This is a genomic window from Bacillus sp. Bvel1 (assembly GCF_014872755.1).
In the GTDB taxonomy this organism is placed as follows: domain Bacteria; phylum Bacillota; class Bacilli; order Bacillales; family Bacillaceae; genus Bacillus; species Bacillus velezensis.
The window spans coordinates 45249-70087 of the sequence record NZ_JAAOBZ010000004.1; the positions used below are offsets into that span (position 1 = coordinate 45249).

Annotated in this window: 4 protein-coding genes; all 4 read left to right on the top strand. The window is 39.0% G+C overall.

The features are described from left to right. Window positions 1–273 precede the first annotated feature (273 nt). The 4 genes from HAP68_RS19605 to HAP68_RS01060 all read left to right on the top strand — a co-directional run bounded on the left by HAP68_RS19605 (window position 274) and on the right by HAP68_RS01060 (window position 24762). On the top strand, window positions 274–7896 hold the full coding sequence (locus HAP68_RS19605) for a non-ribosomal peptide synthetase (RefSeq protein WP_052719503.1): 7623 nt from the start codon (window positions 274–276) through the stop codon (window positions 7894–7896). Next, window positions 7856–18610 carry a non-ribosomal peptide synthetase gene (locus tag HAP68_RS19610; RefSeq protein WP_192580575.1) on the top strand — a complete coding sequence of 3585 codons (10755 nt, stop codon included), beginning with the start codon at window positions 7856–7858 and terminating at the stop codon, window positions 18608–18610. The genes HAP68_RS19605 and HAP68_RS19610 overlap by 41 nt, the downstream gene beginning before the upstream one ends. 82 nt (window positions 18611–18692) lie before the next feature. After that, the gene (gene fabD, locus HAP68_RS01055) at window positions 18693–19946 is read left to right on the top strand and encodes an ACP S-malonyltransferase (protein ID WP_024084832.1); all 1254 of its coding nucleotides are present in this window, start codon (window positions 18693–18695) and stop codon (window positions 19944–19946) included. 43 nt (window positions 19947–19989) lie between these two features. Then, window positions 19990–24762, top strand: coding sequence for a type I polyketide synthase (locus HAP68_RS01060; RefSeq protein ID WP_052719505.1), 4773 nt, complete (start codon window positions 19990–19992; stop codon window positions 24760–24762). The last annotated feature ends 77 nt before the right edge of the window (window positions 24763–24839 follow it).

Genomic DNA, 24839 nt, shown 5'->3' on the forward strand with positions numbered 1-24839 from the left:
CGCTAATTGACAACTCTTAAATATTTGTATAATATTTCTTAAAGATGGCTAGTTCTTCTTCATTATCCTTTTTTTAAAAAAAGTGTTTATACGGGTCTATATCATTAAAAAATGGTTTTTGCTGCCGATAAATAAACTGTCAGACTACAACAACAATTATTGGTGAGCGTTATTGCCTGTGATGCAGTTTAACATAAAAATCCACCGAAAGCCTCTGCTGTTTTAATTCAGTGAATGAATTGAATTTTGATATCAAGTGAAGGAGTTTTTGTTATGACAAAAAGTATAAAGGGAGATAAAAACAGTATTGGTGAGTTAAAAACTGAAGAGCATTTTTTAGTGGGAAGTAAACCTTCTAAAGAAAAAAGAATGAAAAATCTTACATATAAATTGTCACAGCAATTAAGCGATAAGCTGAATGTATGCTGCAATGGATCGGATGAACGTCTGCATGTCGTATTAACAGCGGCACTGACTTTGTTAATAAATCAATATACAGAAAGACAAAATATTGTAATCAAGACTCCTGTTTTCAGAAAGAACAGAACGATTGATTCTGAGCAAGAAATTTTGACTCTTAAAAATGCTGTTCATGGTGAAGACCTATTAAAAGAGATCATACATAAAGTCGAATTCACCGTAGAACAGGCATTGGAAAGCCCCCAAAATAATTCTCGAACAAGTGATAAAATGACTGGCCTTCCTTTTGATGTCATGATAGTCCTTGAAAATATTCAAGAATACATACTTAATCAAGAAAATCCCGCTATTCATATCCTATTTTCGTTTATAAACCAGAAACAATACATAGAGACAGCCATACACTATAACGAATGCCTCTATTCTCAAAATATGATAAAAGATTTGTCACTGCGATTTCAGATGATCCTTGAAGCTATGATAACTCCTGAAAATATCAGAGTGAAAGATATGAGATTCCTGAAAGAAAAAAATAAGCAAAAGAAAATCTTTGGCTGGGAAGATAATTATTCGAAAATTGGAACAATTTCGGAGGTGTTTGAGCAGCAGGCTGATGAATATTCGGATAAGACTGCTTTGGTACTAGAAAACTCTTCAATGTGTTACGCAGAACTTAATCACCGTGCGAACCAGCTGGCACGGTATCTTCAGGAGTGCGGAGTAAAACGGGGAGACCTTGTCGGAATTGCTTTAGAACGCTCTTTTGATTTGTATATTAGTATTCTGGCAATATTAAAGTCAGGCGGTGCTTATGTGCCGTTAGACCCTCAATATCCGAAGCAAAGACTATCATTCTTAATCGAAGATTCAGGTGTAGAGTTGCTGATTACAAACGAAAGCATTCAGTCACAACTCCCGCCTCACGGGGACGGCGTAATCTGTTTGGATGGTATGAAAGAAGAAATTGAAAAGATGGATGGATCTAATATTGGCATAAAAGGTTCCTTGGATGACCTGGCTTATGTCATGTATACGTCAGGCTCAACGGGACTGCCTAAAGGAGTAAGTATTGTTAACCGCGGTGTGATTCGGCTGGTGAAGGAGACTGATTATGCGGTATTTGATGAGAATCAAACGTTTCTGCAATTAGCTTCTGCCGCTTTTGACGCTTCTACCTTCGAGATCTGGGGCTGTTTATTGAATGGGGGATGTCTGGCTATAATGCCTCCGGGAATACCGACGGCTGATGATATTGCAGAAGCTGTAAAAAAATATAACATTACGACTCTTTGGCTGACGGCCGGTTTATTTTCTCTAGTAGTTGATCAGCAGTTAGAATCATTAAAAGGGCTTCAGCAATTATTGGTAGGCGGAGATGTGGTTTCCGTTCCGCATGTTCAAAAAGTATTAGCACTTGGAAAGGTACAAGTAATTAACGGATATGGGCCGACAGAGGGAACGACCTTTACCTGTTGTTTCCCGGTCCCTCATGATTGGAAAGGCAGTACGCTTCCTATAGGGAGGCCTATTTCTGGTACAGAAATATTCATTTTAGATTCGCAATTAAAACCGGTAGCGCCTGGTATTCCTGGTGAGCTGTTTATTGGCGGAGATGGGCTGGCGCGAGAGTATTGGCGACGGCCTGATTTAACGAAGGAACGGTTTATATCACACCCTTTCAATAATGATCCTTCAGCACGTCTTTATAAAACAGGAGACTTAGTGCGTTATTTAGAAAATGGCGATGTGGAGTTTATCGGACGGCGGGACGAGCAAGTCAAAATCCGCGGTTTTAGAATCGAGCTTGGGGAGATAGAAGCCCGATTGATCAATCATACAGAAATTAAAGAAGCGGCAGTAACAGTAAATCATAATGGTGATGATGATTTATATATCTGTGCTTATTACACTTCAAATCATAAAATCGCAAAGATTGAATTGCAGCACTTTCTGAGAGACTTTCTTCCGGAATATATGGTTCCATCGTACTTTAAACAAATGGATAACATGCCTTTGACGGTAAATGGGAAAATTGACAGACGGGCACTTCCTCGACCTGATATATCTCAAATGTCCGAAACAAAATATGAAGCGCCGACAAATGAAACGGAGAAAAAACTTTCGGAGATTTGGGAAGCTGTACTTGGCAGGGAACGCGTCGGTATAGATGAAAATTTCTTTGAAATCGGCGGTCATTCATTAAAGGCTTCTATGTTAATTTCCCGCATCAGAAAAACATTCGGCACGGATATAAAGGTGAAGGAGCTTTTTGAGCAGCCTACCATCAAACAGTTGAGCCGTCTTATTCAAAAGCGGGATAAACAGAATTATCCGGTCATCAGTAAAGCGAGAAAGCAGTCTTCTTATCAAGCGTCATCTGCTCAGAAAAGAATGTTTGCCCTTTGGGAGACGGATAAAGACAGTATCGTTTATAACTTGCCGATTATGATCGAACTAAACGGAAAATTAGATGTAAAAAAAGCCGAATCAGTTTTACAAGAGATTATTGGCAGACACGAAGCCTTACGGACAAGTTTCGATGTTGTAAGCGGCGATGTGGTTCAGATTATTCACGATACATGGGAGCTCGAATTTAATTATCAGAAGCTGCCGTCTGATGGGATACGACCATATGTGAAGCAGTTTATCAGACCCTTTCATTTGGACAAAGCACCGTTAATCAGAGCCGGACTCATAACGTATGAAGACCGGAATCTGCTGCTGTTAGATGTTCATCATATCGCTGCGGACGGTGTATCGGTTGGAATAATCCGCAAAGAATTCAATGCGCTGTATGCGGGTCATAAACTAAAACAGCCGCCGCTGCAATATAAAGATTATTCAGAATGGCAAGTAAGCTCAGGAACAAAAGAGGCGTTAAAGGAACAAGAGGAGTATTGGCTTAAGCGGTTAAGCGGAGATCTGCCGATTCTCAATCTGCAGACTGATTACGAGCGGCCGAGAGTCAAAAGCTTTGAAGGAAGCCGAGTCAGCTTTACGGCCGATGAAAGGTTAACATCAAGCTTAAAGTCGGTGGCGAAAGAAACAGGAACAACTTTGTACATGGTGCTGCTGGCGGTATATAATGTCATGCTTTCAAAATACAGCGGTCAGCAGGATGTGATCATCGGAACGGCAGAGTCCGGAAGGTCAGACACCGAACTGGAGAATACGGTGGGGATGTTCGTCAATACCGTCGCCATAAGAAATTTTCCTGAGGAACATAAAACATTCAGAGCGTTTTTAGAAGAGGTCAAACATCATACGTTAAAAGATTTTGAGAATACAGATTACCAATTTGAAAATATTGTTCAAAAACTCGGGGTAAAAAGAGATTCGAGCCGGAACCCGCTTTTTGATGTCATGTTTACTTTTGAGAGTAAGGATTACGGATTCGGAGGAAATGAAGAGACAGCAGAATCAAATTTACTAGTATCTGAGGTCAATATATCAAGATTTGATTTAACGTTAACTGCAATGGAAACCGATGAAGGCGTTAACTTCCAATTGGAATATTGCAATCATTTATTCAGGAAAGACACAGTCGAAAGAATGGGTGCTCATTATACCCGGCTTTTACAACAGGTTGTATCAGAACCGGACACGGCAATCTGCAGACTGAATATGATAACGGATGATGAGAAACATAAACTGCTTTATGTATTCAATGATACAGCAGCCGACTTCCCGCATAATAAGACAATCCATCAATTGTTTGAAGAACAAGCGGAAAAGACACCGGAAAGAATAGCGGCAGTGTATGAAAATAATAAAGTAACTTATAAAGAACTTAACGAAAGATCAAATAGTCTGGCGAGAATACTAATGAAAATGGGGGTGAAAAAAGAGTCAATAGTAGGTATTGTTGCTGACAAATCATTAGAGATGGTGTTAGGCATATTGGGTGTGCTGAAGGCGGGAGGCGCATTTTTGCCAATTGATCCGGGATATCCTTCTGAGAGAATCAAATACATGATTGAAGACAGCGGTTCTGACATTTTATTAGTGCAGAATAGTCAGGCTGACAATATTCCGTTTGACGGGAAGGTTATTGATTTAACAGATAGTTCTCTTTACACCGGAGATCGGCATAACCTGCCAATGATGAGTTCCGCAGAACATCTTGCTTATGTCATTTATACTTCTGGAACGACTGGAAAACCAAAGGGTGTAACGATCCGGCATATCGGAATCAGTAATCTCAAAAGTGTCTTTGAACATGATATGAATATCAATTACCGGGATAAAATTATTCAATTTGCAAGTTTTTCATTTGATGCATCAGTGTGGGAAATCAGTATGGCACTGTTGACCGGAGCGGAACTACACATCCTTTCAAGTCAAGTCATCAATAATTATACATTATTTGAAGAGTATATTAACCGGCATGACATTACTGTAGCCACTTTGCCGCCTGTATACATCAACCATATAAATATAAACGGATTATCAGCTTTAAGGCTCTTAATTACTGCTGGTTCTCAGATATCTACAAAATCCTTGAACCGGATCGTGAATAAAATAGACTATATTAATGCCTACGGTCCAACTGAAACGACAATCTGCTCTACAATGTGGAGATACTCAGAAGCTGAGAGGGCGATGGCAAAGACCATTCCTATCGGTAAGCCGATCAGAAATCTGAAAGCCTTCATAATTGATCACAACAACAATCTTGTGCCTATTGGTTTAGCGGGAGAATTGTGTGTGTCGGGTGACAGCTTAGCAAGAGGATATCTCAATAAAGAGAAAATGACGCGTGAGAAGTTTATTGATCATCCATTTGAGTCCGGAACTAAAATGTACCGAACAGGAGACTTGGCAAGGTGGCTTCCTGACGGAAACATAGAATTTTTGGGGAGAATTGATAATCAAGTCAAAATCAGAGGCTTCCGGATTGAAACTGATGAAATAGAAAGCCAGCTTCTGAAAATAAGCGGGATAAAAGAAGCAGTTGTTATAGATAAGTGCGACCTTCACGGTGACAAATACCTTTCTGCATTTGTAACCGCAGAATATAAAATATCCGGAGCAGCTTTGAGGGAGCAATTGGGTGACATTTTGCCGCAATATATGATTCCCGGTGTCATCATCCAGGTTGAACAGCTGCCTCTCACACCAAATGGGAAAATTGACAGGAAAGCACTTGCAGAAATAGAAGAGCCTAAACATATAAAGGAGCACCTTGAAGCACCCCGTTCCGAAGTCGAACAGATTCTGGTAAATGTTTGGTCGGAAGTTCTGAAAATTGATGATATTGGTATTAATGATAATTACTATGAGCTGGGCGGAGACTCAATAAAATCTATACTGATTGTATCAAAGCTTCAAAAATACAGTCTCAGTCTAGAGGTAAAAGATCTTTTGCAGTATCCGCAAATAAAAAACCTCAGTAAACACGTGAAATTATATAAAGCTCAAACAGATCAGAGCCCGGTTAGCGGGAGAACTGAACTGGCACCGATACAAAAGTGGTTTATAGAGAATGACTTTGCGGACATTCACCACTTTAATCAGGCATTCATGTTTCAAGTGAAAGAAAAAATTAATGAACACGCTCTGGCAAAGACATTTGAATTATTAGTAAAGCATCATGATGCTTTGAGGTTGATATATACAGCCGAAAATGACGAAATAAAACAAGAAGTCAGAGATGTCCAAGCCGCCCGGGATACTTTTACTCTGGACATATATGATCTGCTTGCTGATACGGATTACAAAAATACAATAGAAAAACTTGCCGATCAGTTACAAAGCGGAATGGATCTTGAAAAAGGACTTTTAATGAAACTTGGTTTATTTCGAACAATGAGGGGCGATTATCTACTTATTGCTATACATCATATGGTGATTGACGGAGTCTCTTGGAGAATTCTGCTTGAAGATATGGAGCAGGTCTACAACAATCTGCAAAAAGGAGAGCCGGCCGTTCTTCCGCCAAAAACGGCATCCTTTCAAGAATGGACACGTAAATTGGCGGAATATGCAAACGGAAGTGAGATAAGAAAGGAACTTCGGTATTGGGAGAATATCGAGAAAACGAAGATTAAAGAAATTCCGAGAGATTTCAATAAAACTGACAGTGTATTTAAGGAAAGCCGCACCATTACTGTCAGTCTTACAAAGCAGTTAACTGATAAGCTCCAGAGGAATACAAATGCAGCTTATAACACACAGATTAATGACATCTTGCTTTGTTCACTGGGAATGGCAGTAAAAGAATGGGCGGGACTTGACAAGGTTTTAATCGGTCTGGAAGGCCACGGAAGAGAGAACATATTAGAAAATATTTCAATAGAAAGAACCATCGGCTGGTTCACCTCACTATTTCCGATCGTGCTGGATATGGAGCACAGTGATGATCTGCCTTATTGCATAAAAAATACGAAAGAGTATTTAAGAAGAATACCTCATAAAGGTATTGGTTACGGAATTATTAAATACTTGACGGCACCGGCACATAAAAAAGACATCAGTTTTACGATAAAGCCCGAGATCGGGTTTAACTATCTGGGAGAAATCTCTCAAAAAAAGCGGGCTGTTTTTCAGCATGCAGATATATCATCTGGTACAAGTGTTTCTTTATCTAATAAAAAATTGAATGCCATCGAAATCAACAGCTTTATTATGGACGGTCAACTGCAGTTGGAATTTAACTATAGTACGAAAGAGTTTAAAGAAGAAACAATTAAAACATTAACCGAATCCTATATAAACCGGTTAATCGATATTATTCAGCATTGCGGAATGAAAAAAATTCCTGAAAAAACACCCTTTGACTATGGAGATCTGGATTTATCCATCGGAGATTTGGAGCAGATTTTATCAAGCGGAAAAGAGATAGAGAAAATCCACTCCCTGACTCCTATGCAGAGCGGGATGCTTTATCATGCATTGCTTGATCCGTTTTCACAAGCCTATTTTGAGCAGCTTACATTTTCTTTATCCGGTCAGCTTGATATTGGCAGATTAAATACAGCTTTTAATATGCTGATCGAGAAGTATGAAATTTTAAGAACATGCTTTTTTCATGAAGGACTAAGTAAGTTTAAACAGGCTGTTCTAAGAGAGAGAAAAGTTAAAATTGAATTTGAAGATATCAGCACTTTCTCGGAATATCAAAAGAAAGTCCGGCTTAAAAATGTCCAGTTTAAAGACAGGGGAACGAGATTCGATTTGACGAATGATTGCTTAATAAGAGTAACCGTATTAAAAACTGATGAGAAAGAATATAAACTGCTGTTCAGTTTTCACCATATTATTATGGATGGCTGGTGTATGAGTTTAATAATGAATGATATAAAAACTATTTATACGTCATTAAAAGAAGGAAGAGAGACAGTGCTTCAGCATACCGAGCCTTACAGCACCTACTTAGAATGGCTGGATAATCAGGACAAAAGTGCCGCATTAGAATATTGGGGGGATTATCTAAATGAATATGAGCAGCAAGCCGGTATTCCAAAGTTCTGCTGATGAGGGCGGTTTCAATAATAGGAAGAAAACATTCATTATTGATGAAACATGTACTTCGATGTTGAAAGCTGCAGCTGATCAATATCACATTACTTTAAGTGCATTGATTCAGACTGCATGGGGAGTTCTTTTGCAGAAGTATAACAACGTGGATGATGTTGTTTTTGGTGCGGTTATTTCCGGAAGACAATGCAGAGTGCAAGGCATAGAAAAAATGGTGGGGTTATTTATCAATGCGGTTCCTCTGAGAGTAAAAGGCGATGGTGATACGGTATTTATAGCATTAGCCCAAAAGCTGAACAGTGACTTTATCAAAGCGAATACATCATACGGTTACAGTTCTTTAGCGGATATACAAGCTCTTACAAAGATGAAAGAGAAACTGATCAACCATATGTTGGTTTATGAAAATTATCCTGTTGATGACTATGGCAAGGCGGTCGATAATACAACTGATGCTTTAAGGATTACAGATATGGAAGTGTTTGAACAGACGAACTATGACTTTGGGCTGGTTATTATTCCAGGCAGCCAAATCAAAGCAGAGATGACGTATAACAATAATGTTTATCGTGAAGATATCATTAATCGTATAGGTGTTAATTTCTGTCATGTATTAAAGCAAGTGGCAACTGATCCTACGCGTGTCCTGAAAGACATCAGCGCTGTAAATGAAGAAGAGCGCGGAATGCTCCAGGAGTTTAATAAGCAGTCCTCTAATTATACGGTGAATAAAACGATACAAGACCTTTTTGAAGAACGAGCGGAAAAGACACCTGACCAAACAGCGGCTGTCTATGCAGGAAAGCATATCACTTATAAAGAGCTAAACGAAAAGGCAAATCAAGTTGCAACATTATTAATGGAAAAAGGGGCAGGAAAAAACAGCATTACGGCTATGATGATCCGTCCTTCAGAATATTCAATGATTGGGATGCTGGGAATTTTAAAAACCGGAAGTGCGTTTCTGCCTATTGATGATGAATCACCGGTCAGTCGGATAAATCATATTTTAAAAGATAGCAAAGCTGATATCCTCATTACAGATTTGTGCTTTTTAGCTGATAAAAACATTGCGGCGGAATGTTTGGATATTACGGATAAATCGATTTATACCAGCCAAAATACATCAAACCCTGATGTTCAGTATGATCTCGAGGACGAGGTATATGTTATATATACCTCGGGTACTTCGGGAAAACCGAAGGGGGTGAAGGTGAAAAATAAATCATTAGTTAATTATTCATTATGGGTATGTGATCAAATAAACATAAATTCTGACAGCAGGTCGTTAGTGACGTCAAAATATAGTTTTGACTTATGCTACACCAGTATATTTCCAGTTTTATCCGGTGGCGGACAAGTCCACTTTGTTGATAAAGAAGTGTATCTTCACTCTCTATCATTAATAGAATATATTCATAAAAATAGTATTACATATCTTAAAATGACACCCACTTTATTTTCAACATTGATGGAGGATGTTGACATGCTGGCGTCTTGTCCTGATTTAAAAGTTATTATACTGGGCGGCGAAAGCATAAACATCGGCAACGTCAAAAAGCTCGCTGAAAAATGCAGATGGATGAAGTTTATTAACCATTACGGGCCGACCGAAAGCACTGTTGGCTGTATTGCACATAGCATTGATCTAGATCATATTCAAAACTGTGAAATATACAATAGAATAGGAAGACCAATTCACGGTATTAATATCTATATTGTGGATCGTTCAGATCAACTGGTCCCTGTGGGAGCACCTGGTGAGATTTGTATCAGCGGGGTAGGTTTAGCATCGGGATATGTCAATAATGAAGAATTAACGAATGAAAAATTTATTGATAATCCTTTTCATCGTGGAGCAAAAATGTACAAAACAGGAGACCTTGGCAGATGGATGCCGGATGGAAATATAGAATTTTTAGGCCGGATTGACAACCAGATCAAAATTAGGGGTTTTAGAGTTGAAATCGGAGAGATCGAAAACCAACTATTACAGCTGGAAGGTATAAAAGAAGCGGCGGTTGTTTATATAGAGGAGAAATATCTTTCTGCATATATTACTGGGGACATTGAGATGGAAGGCTCGTTCGTACAGGAGAAATTGGCACAGGTTCTTCCGAAGTATATGATTCCGAGTTTCATAATACAACTGAAAGAGTTGCCTCTTACAGCTAACGGAAAAATCAATCGAAAAGAGCTGCCTCTTCCTGACTTGCAACGGTTGTCAGTACCTCAATACGAAGCTCCGGCAAATGAAACGGAAGAAAAACTAGCTGAAATTTGGAAAGAAATGCTTGGGCATAAACGGATCAGTATAAATGAAGATTTCTTCGAACTGGGCGGACATTCTTTAACAGCTGCGTTCACTATTTCCCGCATCAGGAAAACATTCGGTACGGATATAAAGGTGAAGGAGCTTTTTGAGCAGCCTACCATCAAACAGTTGAGCCGTCTTATTCAAAAGCGGGATAAACAGAATTATCCGGTCATCAGTAAAGCGAGAAAGCAGTCTTCTTATCAAGCGTCATCTGCTCAGAAAAGAATGTTTGCCCTTTGGGAGACGGATAAAGACAGTATCGTTTATAACTTGCCGATTATGATCGAACTAAACGGAAAATTAGATGTAAAAAAAGCCGAATCAGTTTTACAAGAGATTATTGGCAGACACGAAGCCTTACGGACAAGTTTCGATGTTGTAAGCGGCGATGTGGTTCAGATTATTCACGATACATGGGAGCTCGAATTTAATTATCAGAAGCTGCCGTCTGATGGGATACGACCATATGTGAAGCAGTTTATCAGACCCTTTCATTTGGACAAAGCACCGTTAATCAGAGCCGGACTCATAACGTATGAAGACCGGAATCTGCTGCTGTTAGATGTTCATCATATCGCTGCGGACGGTGTATCGGTTGGAATAATCCGCAAAGAATTCAATGCGCTGTATGCGGGTCATAAACTAAAACAGCCGCCGCTGCAATATAAAGATTATTCAGAATGGCAAGTAAGCTCAGGAACAAAAGAGGCGTTAAAGGAACAAGAGGAGTATTGGCTTAAGCGGTTAAGCGGAGATCTGCCGATTCTCAATCTGCAGACTGATTACGAGCGGCCGAGAGTCAAAAGCTTTGAAGGAAGCCGAGTCAGCTTTACGGCCGATGAAAGGTTAACATCAAGCTTAAAGTCGGTGGCGAAAGAAACAGGAACAACTTTGTACATGGTGCTGCTGGCGGTATATAATGTCATGCTTTCAAAATACAGCGGTCAGCAGGATGTGATCATCGGAACGGCAGAGTCCGGAAGGTCAGACACCGAACTGGAGAATACGGTGGGGATGTTCGTCAATACCGTCGCCATAAGAAATTTTCCTGAGGAACATAAAACATTCAGAGCGTTTTTAGAAGAGGTCAAACATCATACGTTAAAAGATTTTGAGAATACAGATTACCAATTTGAAAATATTGTTCAAAAACTCGGGGTAAAAAGAGATTCGAGCCGGAACCCGCTGTTTGATGTCATGTTTGTACTTGAAAATGCAGATTACGGTATTGAAAATCACTTGGATCCAAATCCGGAAGAGCATATTCAAACCGAGATCAATATTTCAAAATTCGATTTAACGTTAACCGCGACGGAAATTGATAAAGGAATCAAGTTCCACTTGGAATACTCCAGTCAATTATTTGAAAAAGAAACAGCCGAGAGAATGGGTGCCCATTTTACGAAGCTTTTACAAAGTGCAGCTGCCGGCCTAGATCAACCTTTAATGAAACTGGATTTGATTCCTGAACAGGAGAAGCACACATTGCTCCATATATTCAATGACACGGCAGCTGAATTTCCTCGGAATAAAACGATTCATCAATTATTTGAAGAGCAGGCAGAAAAAACACCTGAACGTATTGCGGCTGTCCAAGAAGATACGCTATTAACCTATAAAGAACTAAACGAGAAATCAAACAGCCTGGCTAATCTTTTGAGACAAAAAGGAATTAGAGAAAACAGCATTGTCGGAATCATGACAGAGAGATCTCTTGAGATGATCATCGGAATTATCGGGGTGCTGAAAGCAGGGGGAGCGTATTTGCCGATAGATCCTGAATATCCTGATGAAAGAGTAAATTACATGCTGAAAGACAGTGATGCAAACATTCTCCTAATTCAAAACGGATTGTCAGGTGGTATTACATTCAATAAAGAAATTTTATCATTAAGTGATCCTGCTCTATATATGCATAACAGAAGTAATCTGCCGAATGTCAGTTGCCCGGAAGACCTTGCCTACATGATTTATACTTCAGGGACTACAGGGCTGCCGAAGGGCGTCATGGTAAAACATAAAGGCGTGGTAAATTATATTCATTGGGCAAATAAGATATATGTAAATGATGAAGATATTGATTTTCCTCTGTATTCTTCTATTTCTTTTGACTTAACGGTTACTTCAATTTATACACCGCTTATTTCAGGAAATAAAATTATTATTTATGAGGGACCGGACAAGGCTCTTCTGATCAGAAGAATTATAGAAGAAAATAAAGCGGATATTATTAAGCTAACGCCGACGCATTTGAGATTGCTGGAGAATGTAGATTTAAGTACGTCAAAGATAAAAAAAATAATCGTCGGCGGGGAAGAGCTGAAAACCGGGCTTGCAAAAAAAATACACGGTGCATTTAACGGTCATGTCAAAATCTACAATGAATACGGCCCGACAGAGGCTACAGTCGGGTGTATGATTCATCAATATCATATTGAAAGAGACAATGGCAATGCAGTATCAATAGGCAAACCTGCGGATAATACTAAGCTTTATATATTAGGAAAACAATTGGAATTACTTCCTTTAGGGGCAGCCGGGGAACTTTGTGTCAGCGGAGAAGGACTTGCAGACGGATATAAAAATAAAGCGGGCTTAACGTCAGAAAAATTTGTAGATAACCCCTTTGAACCCGGGGCTAAGTTATACAGAACAGGGGATATGGCAAAATGGATGCCGGACGGGACAATTGATTATTTAGGAAGAATTGATGATCAAGTCAAAATCAGAGGATATCGTATTGAAACGGGAGAAATAGAAAACCGGCTTCTGAAAATGAGTCACATAAGAGAGGCTGTTGTTGTAGCGAGAGATGACCAACATGGGGATAAATATCTCTGCGGTTATGTTACTTCCGACAAAAAAATAGATGTTTATGCTTTAAAAGAAAATCTGTCTAAAGAATTACCGTTATATATGGTGCCAAGTTATATCTTCCAGATTGAAAAAATGCCGTTAAGTTCAAACGGAAAAATAGATGCGAAATCATTGCCGATTATAGATATTGCGGATGTATTGGAGTCTGCATATGAAGCACCGCGAAATAAAAAGGAACAAATTCTCGCATGCGTATGGGAGAAAGTTCTGGGGATGAAATCAATCGGGATTAACTATAACTATTACGAGATCGGCGGAGACTCAATTAAATCCATTTTAGTAGTTTCCGAACTCCAAAAATACGGCTTAAAACTTGAAGTCAGAGATTTAATGAAATATCCGCACATAAAAGACTTGAGTGCTCACGTAAAATCAGCTGATATACAAGCAGATCAGTCGATTGTAGAAGGAGACGTTGATCTGACACCGATTCAAAAATGGTTTATAGAACAGAGATTTGAACAAGAAAACCACTATAACCAAGCCTTTATGCTTTACAAAAAGTCCGGCATAGAAGAAAAAGCAATCGAAACGGCCTTTTTGGAACTGGTGAGGCATCATGATGCCCTCAGGATGCAGTTTAAAAAGGAAAACGGTGAAATTAAGCAATGGAATAGGGGCATTAAACAGGCAAAAGAAACATTTACTTTAGAAGTATTTGATATGACACAAACAGAAGATCCAGCCATGGCAATTGAATCACTGGCTGACCGTATGCAGAACGAATTGAGCTTGGAAAAGGGGATTTTAATAAAACTGGCGGTATTTAAAACCAAAAACGGAGATCATCTTCTATTAACCATTCATCATATGATCATTGACGGAGTATCTTGGAGAATCCTATTGGAAGATTTTGAAACAGCTTATCTTCAAACAGTTAATGGGAACAAGGTGGAGCTGGAAACTAAAACAGCATCGTTCAAAGAATGGGCGCGTCAATTGAAAGAATATGCAAACAGCAAGGCTCTTCAAAAGGAAGCTGGGTACTGGGAGACCATAGAAACGGCTATTATTGAACCTCTTCCAAAGGATTTCATTGCCGAAAGCTGCTCTTATGAAGATAGTAAAGAAATTAAAATTGAATTAACAGAGGATCAAACAAAAACACTTTTAAGAAATACAAATGCAGCATATCATACACAAATTAATGATATATTGCTTTGCTCACTGGGACTTGCAGCCAAAGAATGGACCGGCAACGAGAAGATCCTTGTGAATCTTGAAGGGCACGGCCGTGAAAGTGTTATAAAAACCCCGGTCCATCGCACAATAGGTTGGTTTACGACAATATACCCAATTGTTCTCGATATGACGGAAAGTAATAGTTTATCAAGCTCCATTAAGTATACAAAGGAAATGCTTAGACATATCCCCCATAACGGGATTGGTTACGGAATACTCAGATATTTGTCGGACTCGGTTCATCTTCAATTAAAACCTGATATCAGTTTTAACTACTTGGGTGAATTTGGCCAAGAAGATCGCAGCAACCTATTTCAAATATCACCTTTGTCCGCCGGAACGAGCATATCTGGAAGAAATAAAAAGACACATAGTATAGAAATAAATGGATATATCATGGATGGCAGGCTGATGTTTACGTTCAATTACAGTGCAAACCAATATAAACGAGAGACGATTGAGCAATTTACGAAAGCCTATCAATTGAAAATAAATCAGATCATAGAACATTGTGTGAATAAGAAAATATCTGAGAAAACTCCATGGGATTATGGGGATCCCGATCTTCAAATAGAGGAGTTAAATCAAATTCTTGCAAGCGGTGCTGAAGTAGAAAAAATTCATTCTCTTTCACCGATGCAGGAAGGCATGCTGTATAACGCTGTGATTGACCATCAATCTAGCGCTTATTTCGAACAAAGTGAAATAACAGTTGAAGGAAATCTGAATACAGAAGTTCTCAGTGACGCATTAAACAGGCTGATTGCTAAATATGAAATATTAAGAACGTCATTTTTCTATAACGGTTTCCGTGTATTTAAACAAGCCATTTTAAAAGAAAGAAAACTAAACATTCAATATCATGATATCAGCCAATGGGAGGAGCAGAAGAAGGATGCCTTTGTAGGGCAATTCAAGGTGAGAGACAGGAATACTCCGTTTGATCTGAACAAAGATTGTCTGATCAGAGTATCGGTGATCAAGCTGGGAAGAAATAAATTTAAAGTCATATACAGTTTCCACCACATTATTTTGGATGGCTGGAGTGTCGGTATCCTGTTAAAAGAGCTTATGGATCTATATGGAGACGTGGCTGAAGGGAAAAAACTCCTTCAAGAATCACCTGTACCGTACAGTCGTTATCTTGAATGGCTTGATCAGCAGGACAAGGACCGTGCATTTGAATATTGGAAGGAATATCTTTCTGCATATGAACAAGAGATCTCATTTCCGGAACTGGAATTGAAATCTGACGAGTATCAGCATGATCAAAAACTGGGAGCGCTTAACGGTGAAACCGCCGCTAAGCTGAAAAAAATCGCTGAGTCAAACAGCATTACATTAAATTCTATCGTTCAAACAGCATGGGGGATATTGCTTCAGAAATATAACAATACAAATGATGTGGTATTTGGTTCCATTGTTTCAGGCAGACCGAGTGAGATAAACGGAATTGAAAATATGGTCGGCTTATTTATAAATGCAGTGCCAATCAGAGTGAAAAGAGAATGTGATACATCATTTATTTCATTGGCTAAACAAATAAATAAAGACTTTATTGAAGCGAACGAATACAGTTATTGTTCTCTGGCAGACATACAGTCTTTGACAAGTATGAAGAATAAATTAATCAATCACGTAGTCGTGTATGAAAATTACCCGTTGAGTGAGGATCTTTTCCAAGATTCAGCCCGTTCGAGTGTAAAAATAACTGCTGAACATGGGTTTGAACAAACCAACTATGATTTAGAGCTTTTAATTGCTCCCGGTGACGACTTGCATATGAAAATCACATATAACGCCAGTGTTTACAGTAAAGAAACGGTAAGTTCAATCTTAGATAACCTGGTTAGCATCTTACAGCAGGCAGCGGCTGATCATGAAGTAATAGTTTCTCAGATCGATATGGTAAATGAGACAGAGAAACAAAAGCTGGTGAAAGAATTCAACTGCACGGAATTATCATATAAGAAAGAAAAGACGTTACAAGAGCTCTTCGAAGAGCAAGCTTTAAGGACACCTGATGCAATCGCTCTGGAATGGAACGGAGACTTCTTGACCTATAAGGAGCTGAATAATAAGGCAAATCAATTGGCAAGAGCCCTCAGGGAAAACGGCATCAAAGAGAATGTTGTGGTTCCTATTTTGGTAAGAAGGTCTTTCCGATTGATTATAGGAATATTAGGAATACTAAAGGCAGGGGGATGCTACTTACCGCTTGATCCTGATTATCCGGCAGACAGGATCAATTATATGCTGAAAGACAGTAAAAGCGGCCTGCTGTTAACTGAAGAAGGACTTCCAAATGAATTAACGTACAGCGGAACCATATTTAACATAGATTCAGAGGATTTATTACATCAGTTGGAGACGAACATTGATGTTATTAACAGGGCCGAAGATTTAGCATATGTCATTTATACGTCGGGATCAACCGGAAAACCGAAAGGGGTCGCCGTAGAGCACCGTGCCGTTCATAACTTTATTAAGGGAATAACAGACAGGATCAGCTTTTCACAAGACAATGTCCTTCTTTCGGTCACCACGTGCTCATTTGACATATTCGGATTAGAGTCGCTGCTGCCTTTAACTCAAGGGCTGAAAGTTGTCATAGCCGGTGAAGCGGAACAAAGAGATCCGTACTTGTTAAACAAGATCGTTGTTGAGACTGATGTCAATACTATTCAGCTTACGCCATCCAGATTAAAGCTGATGCTAAGTGCAGAAAACAGCACGGAGAGTCTTCAGAAATTGAAGACCATCATGGTTGGGGGCGAGGTATTTCAACGGGAATTGTTATTTGAGCTAAAAAAATATAAAAATCTGAAGATCTATAATATGTACGGTCCGACTGAGACGACGATTTGGTCTTCTGTGAAAGACTTAACCAATGAAAATAGTGTAAATATAGGCAAGCCGATTGCGAATACACAGATATATATAGTAGATCATGATGGAAACACTGTACCGCTCGGCAGTACTGGCGAATTATGCATTGCTGGAGCCGGAATGGCCAGAGGATATTTAGGAAAAGAAGATTTGACTGCGCAAAAGTTTGTAGACAATCCGTTTGTTAAAGGAACCAAGATGTATAAGACAGGAGATTTAGCAAGGTGGCTGCCAAATGGTGAACTGGACGTTATCGGAAGAATGGACAATCAGGTAAAGATCAGAGGGTATCGGATAGAATTGGGAGAGATTGAAAGCATAGTAAACCAACATGAAAAAGTTAAGGAATGTGTAGCTGCCGGAAAAACAAATTCCGCAGGAGTCCAAGATTTAGTTCTGTATTATGTGGCAGAAAGCACTGTATATCCTTCAGAATTTATTAAGTTATTATCACCTGTGCTTCCTGAGTATATGATTCCGCAGATCTTTATGAAAATTGACCAAATTCCGCTGACAGCAAACGGAAAAATAAATGTCCTGGCACTGCCTGAACCTGTTATAGATAGAACAGGTTTTGACCGGCCTTTTGAGGAAGCGGTAACGGATGTACAAAAAAGTATCAGCCGTGTTTGGACCGATGTTTTAAAAATAGAAGAGCCTGGAATACATGATAACTTCTTTGAAGCAGGCGGTAATTCAATCAAAATCGTTGCAGTTTATAATGAGCTTCAGAAGCTGTATCCAAAACAAATTCAAATTGCTGACTTGTTTGCATATCCGACTATTTACAGATTGTCCGAATATATAGAATCAGCTATAGCCTTTGCGGAGATAGCAGTGTCCTTGGAAAAAGAAATCATTCCTATTACTTTACCGCTTGAATACATCTCGGAATCAACTGGACAAAGTCATACAGCCATGCACGAATATGCGGTAAATGCGAATTATTATGATGGTTTAAAAACAATATGCAATACCTACAAATATGATATTTCTCATGTTTTATTAGCGGGTTATGTATTTTTATTAGCTGATGTCAGCCAGCAAAACTTGGTTCATATCCAATTTTCGGGTCATGGAGATGATCGGATGAGTCAGCTGTCTTTTGATCTGTCTGATATCGAGAATTTTCACGATATTATTCGTATGGCGAAGGAGCAGATTGAGAATCAAGAGGATTCACAATACGATTTGAATACTCACTATAAGAAATCAAGTTCGGCCCAAGATGTTTTTCCTCTTTTTTATATTAGTAATGAATCAAAAAAAGAGTACTCAGAATTATATGATCTGGTTTTTGCAGTTCATGAAAAGCCATCCGAAGCAGAAATCGTTTTTATATATAACCATCAGAAACTAAATGAGCACAAAATGAAAGATTTATTTTATAACTACATGAATTTGATTCAAGTGATTACAGCAGACAAAGCAGACAATTCAATATAAAGCGGCCGGTTCTGCCTTACATTTTGCTGATCGGCAGAATGTAAGGCAAATCAGGCATTATAGGGACTTTGGAGGTATTTAAATGTCGAAAATAGGTTTTTTATTTTCAGGACAAGGATCTCAATATGCAGGAATGGGCAAACGTTTATGTGACAATTTTATTATCGCTAAAAAAACGTATGACGAAGCCAGTGATGCATTGGGATTTGACCTGAAGAAATTATGTATAGATGGAAGTGCCGCTGAGCTATCTCAAACAGAAAATACTCAGCCGGCCATCCTGGCAACAAGTATTGCACAATTCAGAATCTACATGGAAGAGGTCGGAAAAGAACCTGAATATATCGCCGGCCATAGTTTAGGAGAATATTCTGCCTTGGTTTGCAGTGACGTTTTGGATTTCCAGGACGCTGTAAAGCTGGTGAGAGCCAGAGGATTATTAATGAAAGAAGCTGCCGAACAAGGGACCGGAGCAATGGCTGTTATCAGGAACCTGGATGAAAGAATAGCAGAAGAAGAGTGCGAATCTCTCTCTTCAAGAGGAAAAACGATTGCTGTTTCTAACTACAATGGATATAAAGATGTTGTGGTATCCGGAGAAGCGGCAGCAGTTGAAGAGCTTAGTGAAACTCTTAAAGCCAGAGGAGCAGACATTTTTAAATTAAATGTAAGTGCTGCTTTTCATTCTCCGATCATGGGTTTTGCTGCGGAAAAATTCAGCCATGAGTTAAAAAAGTATGATCTCAGAACTCCAAAATACAAAGTTTTATCTAATGTGACGGCTCTTCCATATTCAGATAAACAGCAAATGGCTGACATACTGGGAACTCAAATCGTAAAACCGGTAAATTGGATGGGAATCATGAAGTATTTAGAAGCAAATCATACTGATACTGTGATTGAATTTGGGCCGAAATCTGTATTAAGGAATCTTGTAAGAAACAATATCGCTGACATCAAATCGTACAGCTACGACAAAGAAGAGGACGTGAAGATTATAAAAGAGACTCTTTTGAACGAATCTGTTTCACTGCAAGCCGGTTTTTCTATTATCTCGAGAAGTTTAGGGATCGCGGTTGCTACTAAAAATTACAACTGGAACAATGAGGAATACGCCAAAGGTGTAATCGAACCATATGAAAAAGTAGCTGCCATACAGGCTGAACTTGAAACATCAGGTCGTCAGCCGTCAAGAGAACAAATGCATATGGCAGTAGAAATGCTGAAGTCAGTGTTTCGAACAAAAAAAACCCCTATAAATGAACAGAAAAAAAGATTTAATCAATTATTTTCTGAAACAAACACAAAAAAACACTTTGAAGACTTTGAAGTTTGACAGGTATGATCACCTATCTAGTGATTCTCAGCGAGGTAAAAAAATGAAAACAGACTTTATAAGTTTAAGTAACTTAAAAGCGGCCGCTTTTACAAATCAAACTCCTAATGTAAAGAAACAAAAAAACGAGGAAGGGACCAAAGACATTTCCGGAGATGACATTGCCATTGTCGGTTTATCATGCAGAATCGGCGAAGCCAATCACGTAAATGAATATTGGGATTTACTTTTACAAGGAAAAGAGTTCATCAGAGACATTCCTCTGAACAGAAAAAAAGATGCTGACCAGTCATTAAAAAACAGCGGAACCAAGTACAGTAAAGATGCAGCCTATACAAAAATAGCCTATATGGATGAGATTGATAAATTTGATTGTGACTTTTTCAGTATCCTTCCAAATGAAGCAAAGTTGATTGATCCCAGACAAAGATTATTTATTGAAACGGCCTGGAACGCATTGGAAGACGGGGGTTACGGCGGCGGAAAATTATGTGGGACAAATACGGGAGTATACATTGGACTCAGCAGTGACGGCTCAAATGAATACTTCAGATTGCTTGAAAAAGGAGATCAATCATTACTCGGACTGGCTACCGCGGGTAACATTAAATCAGTTATCGCAAGCAGACTGTCATATATCTTGGATTTTAAAGGGCCAGCAATGGTAATCGATACTGCATGCTCTTCATCGCTTGTCGCCCTCCATACGGCTTGTCAGGCAATAAGAAATAAGGATTGCGATATGGCATTAGCCGGCGGAGTGAATATAAAAGTATTCCCAAAGACAATAGAGGAGAGCAGGTTAAATATCGGGAATTCTTCATCTGATTTTGCTGTAAGGACTTTCGATGATTCTGCTGACGGCACGAATAGCGGCGAAGGAGTCGCTGCCGTATTGCTGAAGCCGCTGGCCCAAGCGATTCGTGATCATGACCAGATCTATGCAGTCATTAAGGGGAGCGCTGTTAATCAGGACGGCAGCTCAGTAGGAATTACCGCTCCTAACGCAGCAGCTCAAGAACAAGTAATAGTAGATGCGTGGAAAAATGCAAAAATAGATCCTAAAACAATTACATATATTGAAGCTCATGGGACAGGGACCAAATTAGGGGATCCGATTGAAATAAATGCGTTGCAACGGGCTTTCAGAAAATATACAGACCGAAAACAGTTCTGTGCCGTATCTTCAGTCAAAACAAACATCGGGCATCTTGATAGTTTGGCGGGAATAGCGGGTTTAATTAAAGCGGTAATGGCATTAAAGCATAAAAAAATTCCGCCAAGTTTACATTTTAAAGTGCCGAACCGAAATATCAATTTTCATGAATCGCCTGTTTACGTCAATGACTCCGTTTCAGCATGGGAGAGCAGCGGAGTATACAGGTGCGGCATCAGCAGTTTTGGGCTGAGCGGTACAAACTGTCATGTCATTTTAGAAGAGGCACCCGCAGTTGAAAAAGTCGATCAATCCGTTTTATCTGAACATATTTTTACTGTATCAGCTAGGACTAAAACATCTCTCGCGCACTTGCTTACAGATCATATTGATTATTTAAAGAGAGAAACAGATGTGAATCTGGGAGATATATGTTATACAGCAAACACTGGGAGATTGCCAAACAAATACAGACTCGCTATGGTAATAAGCTCTGTCGCGGAACTGCTGGAAAAGCTGGAGTTTTTATCATGCTCTGAATGGAAAACGTATCGGGAGAAAAATATATACTTTCAATCGATAACAAATCAAACAAAGTTTATAGGAAAAACGCATACAGACAGTGTGCAGAATACTCAAACAATAAAAAATGTGATTCAAAGAGTCAGACAAGACGTCTCTAATATTCCAATCTCTGACTTACATATTTTATGTGAAATGTATTGTGATGGGGCGAATATTAACTTTGAAGATCTTTATAGCGAGATGAATTTTCAAAAGGTCAGCTTGCCGACATACAAATTCAGCGGAAAAAGATTATGGGCTGAGCTGGCTGCAGACGGCCCTTCAGCCGATGAGAAAAAACAATCTTTATTGAGCAATCTTGCAGTGCAGTCACTGAATCTGGAAGTGTATATATCCCATTTGAATGTCACTGATTATTGGTTTTTAAATGAACATAAAGTGAATGATTCTTACGTTATCCCTGGAACGGTTTATATAGAAACAGCTAGAGAAGCGGGAAGAAAATACTTCGGCGAACCTGTCGGCATTCTGTTAAAAGACGTTACGTTTTCAAATCAGTTAAAGGTAAAAGCAAATGAAGTTAAAGAAGTTCATACGATCATAAAGAAAAAGGACAGCGTTTTAGAGTTTAGTGTGATAAGTAAGACCGGCGATAAATGGATAAAACACGCGGAAGCGGTCATTGCGAAAGAAGAACCGGTACGGGAAACATATGACATTGAGGATTTAAAGAAAAGCTTTAATTCTGTTTATGTCATTCAACGTAATAATCATCCATTGACGGAAATAAACACCGATGAATACAAGTCGGTTTATCATATAGAAGATACCAATAGACCGGAAAGCATCGTTCAAGTCGGAGGCAGATGGAAATGCACCAACGCAATCTACAGAGACGACGACAGGCTTCTATGTGAATTGGAATTGCCGAAAGAATATGAGAGTGATTTCGTTCAGTTTTCGCTTCATCCTGCGATGATGGATTGTGCCGTTAATGCCGGGACATTCACAATAGATAACGAAACCTATCTCCCTTATTTTTATAAAGAATTTAAGATTTATGGCTCTGCTTCTAAAAAGTTTTACAGTTATATCAAGAAAAAGAGCCGAAGCAACGGGGAAACAGGAACGTTTCGCATCGTCCTGCTGAATGACACTGGAGAAGTTTTCGGTGAAATCAACAATTACATCGTAAAAAGGGTGCATAAAGCAGCTGAAAAGACTAAAAGAAACAATATATATCATAAGCTATCTTGGATAAGAGAAAACGATCAATCACACGAGATGCGAGAAATTCATCATCCTATTTTATTATTTAAGAATAATGGCTGCAGTTTATCCGAGGAAATCATTCGAAGGTTAGAACTGGAAGGGAAAACTGTGATTGTCGCGGAACAGGGTGACTATTTCTCTAAAATCGGAAGCCATCATTATACTGTCAGTGATTCTCAAGAAGATTATGACTGTCTTGTAAAAGCTCTTCAAAGTGAAAAGGTTTCTCAGATTGTCCATTTGATGTCTATCAGCAATGAGAAAGACAAAAACATATATCAGCTTCAGAAAAAAATATCCTCAGGGGTAGACAGTTTATTTTATTTAACAAAATCACTTGTAGAAAATACAAAAAATAACATAGAACTGATGCTGTTTGCAGACCTTGCACATCAAGTAAGCGGTGAAGAACCAGACATTAACCCGCATAACGCGGCATTTTTCGGTTTTGGAAAAGTAATTGAAAAGGAATATTCGCGTGTAAGTGTCAGATGCATAGATTTGGATCAAAATCTTATGGCGGAAAGCATCTTGTTTGAAATCAACTCAAAAAAACAGTCAGAGCTTGTCGCTTACAGAGACCGGCATAAATACGTTCAAGAGCTCCAGACTGAAGACTTATCCGTAATTCGGGAAGGGAAAATAAGCATCAGAAAGAACGGTGTATATGTTATTACCGGCGGTATGGGCGGACTGGGATTAGAAATGGCCAAGTATTTATCATCAAAAGAAAATGTCCAATTAATCCTCATTGGACGCTCCGAGCAGCAGATCAACATGGAGAAGGGAAACAACAAGAAAATCGATGCTCTAAAAGAAATAAAAGAAAGCGGTTCTAAGGTAGATTACTATAAGGCCGATGTCGCAAATGAAAGTGAAATGATTCATGTATTCGAGGAAATAAAGAGTAAATACAATACAATCCACGGTGTCATACATAGTGCTGGTGTTTCTGGAGATGGGTTTATTTTCAGAAAGGAAAAAAAAGTGTTTGATAACGTGCTCAGACCGAAAGTTAATGGAACATGGATATTAAACGAGCTGACAAAGCATGAGCATCTGGATTTCTTCATAATGTTTTCTTCTATCACAGCACTTGCGGGGAGTATGGGGCAGGCTGATTATACTGCGGCTAATGCCTACCTGGATTCCTTTGCAGAACGCAGACAGCGAAGAAGACCGGATGAAAAAACAGTTACGATTAATTGGTGCGGCTGGTCTGATGTGGGTATGCTTGCCGAATATATTGAAGAGCGTCAAAAGGCCGGAAACGAACATAAAGATGAAAACGGCTTTAAGACGATTACCTCAGCTGAAGCGATACGTGCCTTCGATGAAGTCATGCAAAAGGACATCCGGAATGTGATCATCGGGGAAATTGATCATCGGGTACTGGAATTAAATCAAGATCAAATTCATTTCCGATTATCTCCGGATATTTTGACTTTTAAGGAGCAGGCGATTGTAAAAAAATCTGTTGAGTCGAAAACCGATCAGACATTTAGCTTCAGCGATATTGAAAATAAACTAATGAAAGCTTGGATAAAAGTTTTAGGCTTAGAACAAATCAGTATAACTGATAAATTTTATGATTTGGGCGGAGATTCAATATCCGCGATATATCTGGTCAAAGAAATAGAGAAAGAATGGCCTTCTCTCATTGATGTTTCTGATATTTTTACGTATCCCTCCATTAAGGAGATGTCAACCTACCTTGAATCCCACTTCAGTGATCAGAAGTCTTCTGACCGAATCCCTGAAGAAGACAATGAAGATGACCTGGATGCAATTTTGAATAAGCTGGCATCCGGAGAGATGGAAGTCAGCGAAGCAAATCAAATATTTCATCCAGACCGAAAATAACTGAATTGGGCCTGTAAGAATATATTCGCAAAATGGATATTGGCAGGCTGCGAATTGAATGAAGAAAAAGCAGCCTG

Coding starts and splice junctions, on each gene's coding strand:
- fabD (WP_024084832.1), top strand. CDS start 18,693: ATGTCGAAAATAGGTTTTTTATTTTCAGGACAAGGATCTCAATATGCA.
- HAP68_RS01060 (WP_052719505.1), top strand. CDS start 19,990: ATGAAAACAGACTTTATAAGTTTAAGTAACTTAAAAGCGGCCGCTTTT.
- HAP68_RS19610 (WP_192580575.1), top strand. CDS start 7,856: ATGAATATGAGCAGCAAGCCGGTATTCCAAAGTTCTGCTGATGAGGGC.
- HAP68_RS19605 (WP_052719503.1), top strand. CDS start 274: ATGACAAAAAGTATAAAGGGAGATAAAAACAGTATTGGTGAGTTAAAA.